This window comes from Pontibacterium granulatum (assembly GCF_029961155.1).
Taxonomy (GTDB): domain Bacteria; phylum Pseudomonadota; class Gammaproteobacteria; order Pseudomonadales; family Balneatricaceae; genus Pontibacterium; species Pontibacterium granulatum.
This window is the reverse complement of the sequence record NZ_JASBRH010000048.1, coordinates 1-2,592: the sequence shown is the minus strand read 5'-3', so window position 1 is coordinate 2,592 and position 2,592 is coordinate 1. Positions and strand designations below refer to the sequence as shown.

2 protein-coding genes and 1 riboswitch are annotated in these 2,592 nt (G+C 47.4%); of the genes, one reads left to right on the top strand and one right to left on the bottom strand.

The window, feature by feature from the left end:
• Window positions 1–70: 70 nt before the first annotated feature.
• Window positions 71–847 carry a hypothetical protein gene (locus tag QKW35_RS21120; protein WP_282356352.1) on the bottom strand — a complete coding sequence of 259 codons (777 nt, stop codon included), beginning with the start codon at window positions 845–847 and terminating at the stop codon, window positions 71–73.
• Window positions 848–1,107: 260 nt separating this feature from the next.
• Window positions 1,108–1,277: riboswitch (FMN riboswitch) on the top strand.
• Window positions 1,278–1,414: 137 nt separating this feature from the next.
• Here QKW35_RS21120 and ribB point away from each other — a divergent pair.
• Window positions 1,415–2,092: a 3,4-dihydroxy-2-butanone-4-phosphate synthase gene (ribB, locus tag QKW35_RS21115; RefSeq protein WP_282356351.1), complete on the top strand. Its 678-nt coding sequence runs from the start codon at window positions 1,415–1,417 to the stop codon at window positions 2,090–2,092.
• Window positions 2,093–2,592 lie beyond the last annotated feature (500 nt).

The following is a 2,592-nucleotide window of genomic DNA, read 5'->3' as shown; positions in this document are numbered from 1 at the left end:
CGTGATTTCTTCATTGTTAGCTCTCCGTATTGGCGTAGTGTACGCCGGAGAACTCTAAATGTGGATGCCGCTATTTTAGGGGAGGTTTACAATTATCCGTCCAATAGGCGTTATGTGACAGGGGGTTCCAACTTGTCAGCAAGCCCCCGGCGTTTATGTGCCTGTCTTCAATAAACTCATAATGGTTATTAATCTGCCGAAGGGGATATCCAAGCACATCATCCGGATCATAAAAATTGAGCCATTTGGCTTTAGCCTTCTCAGCATAACTAAGACTTTCGCCCGGAAAACTGAAAGGCAGGAGATTGGTATGAGCAAAGGAAAAAAGCGGAATATTACAGCCGAAGGTAATCATTCCCGCCAGATACTTCATATTCTCAAAGTCACTTGATCCTGTACTGTCTTTCTGAATATCCCAGATATAGTTTGAAATAACATGACCACCCAGAGAGTGTGCCATAATGATAAGCGGACATGGCTGCTGGCCTAGCTGGTTGTTGTAAAAATCTGAAATGCTGGCTTTTACACGCTGGTGTATCTCTCTGTAGGTCGAGGTCTCTTTTCCCCGGATATTCTGGTAAGCGGCAGCATCCCCCAGAGCAGAAATCACAAAGCGGCGCAGCTTTATGAAATCAATATCGTTACTTGGATTGCTGATTATCCTGTTCAGAAAATCCGTTTGCCGGGATTGGATCAGGTCAGCCCAGTAGACTGGCTTCCACGCGATGTCAGCGGGTTGCTTTCCCCTGCCTTTTATTCGTACATTTATTTCATCAATTGTAGCGTCTGCAAAGTCCCTTTCCTGAGCCCCCATACCATGAATAATTACTACCGCTACTTTAGCCATTCTTGTCCCCTTGGCTGCGCGGGTAATGCTGTGCGCGATCTGATTGGTTAGTAATTAACCTATAGCACAGTTATGGCAAAGCTCTATACAAGCTATATGGTTGAACTAGTCCCAAAGGCACTCTTTCTTATGCCACATAGATTCTGACTTCTTCGCACAAAGCGTACGCATACTTATGTTTAGGGAGCATCACGTACATCACAGGCTAATAATTGCGATGTGCTTCCGAAGCAGTTAGAGTCGGGACGCTAAATTTCAAAATCTATTCTCAGGGCGGGGTGAAACTCCCCACCGGCGGTATGTCCAGGCACTTAATTTTAAGAGTGTAAAGTGGATAAGCCCGCGAGCGCCTTGCTTTCTTAAGCAAGGGTCAGCAGATCTGGTGAGAAGCCAGAGCCGACGGTTATAGTCCGGATGGGAGAGGATACAAGTCAGGCAACAGCGTTTTACGTTGTGGCCTTTTGTCGTGTGCGTTTCAGAAAACGGCAGGGAAGTTCTGTCTGTTTTTCGTGCGCCTGCGCAGCCTTTCTTTGCCCTGGTTCTAACTTATTGAACTAGGAGTTTTTTATGCAACACAGCAATCCACAGGCCCCACAGGAATCCCTGCTGAGCGAATTCGGTACACCAACCGAGCGCGTACTTGCAGCACTGAACGCCCTCAAAAACGGCCACGGAGTTCTGGTACTGGACGACGAAGACCGCGAAAACGAAGGTGACCTGATCTACGCATCAGAAACACTTACCGCTGAACAGATGGCGCTACTGATCCGCGAATGTAGCGGTATCGTCTGCCTCTGCATCACCGAAGAGCGCGCTCGTCAGTTGGACCTGCCACCGATGGTGGAAGCCAACAGCAGCAAAAACCAAACCGCGTTTACCGTCACCATCGAAGCGAAAGAAGGTGTTACTACTGGTGTTTCCGCTCAGGATCGGGTGACCACCGTAAAAACCGCCATCGCAGAGAACGCGAAACCGGAAGACTTGGCCAGACCTGGTCATGTATTCCCACTGGTTGCTAAGAACGGTGGCGTACTGGCCCGTCGTGGCCATACCGAAGGGACGGTGGATTTGATGCAACTGGCAGGTTTAAAGTCTTCTGGAGTTTTATGTGAAGTGACCAACCCGGACGGTACTATGGCGCGTACACCCGAGATCATCGAGTTCGGTAAGTTGCACAATATGCCGGTGTTGACGATTGAGGATATTGTGTTCTATCGGGAAGAACTGTTGGGTAAGAGTGCTTAAGCTCTGCTGTTACCCATGATGGACTGGTCAGGGAGACATATGTCTCCCTTTTTTACCTTTTTGCTATATAGCTTCAGATCAAGATCTCACTTCTTACTGCTTGCCTTTTCCCCAAACCCACTACATATTAAGCACCTAAGGATATCGCCATGCAGTTATATCAGCATGGCAAATAATCAATATGCGCATGCTCGTTTCAACGGAAGAGAAAGAGGCATTCGACCCACAGTACCCTCTCTTTTCAACTTATTAGTCTCGTCTTTAGCTCTCTACTTTTCAGACATATAAGCCTGTGCACTACTAAAAAGTTATCTAACTTTTAAAGGACTATATTTAGTGGCCAAACACCCTCTTCGCCTCCTCGCCTCAAAAAACAACGAACGTGGTGACCTTTTCACACGTCTCTGTAGTGGTTCAATGAACCCGGACACCAATTTAGGTGGTAAAGTCACCACCGTAGGAAGAGGTGTCCAATGGCAAGACAACGTCGATCATTTTCA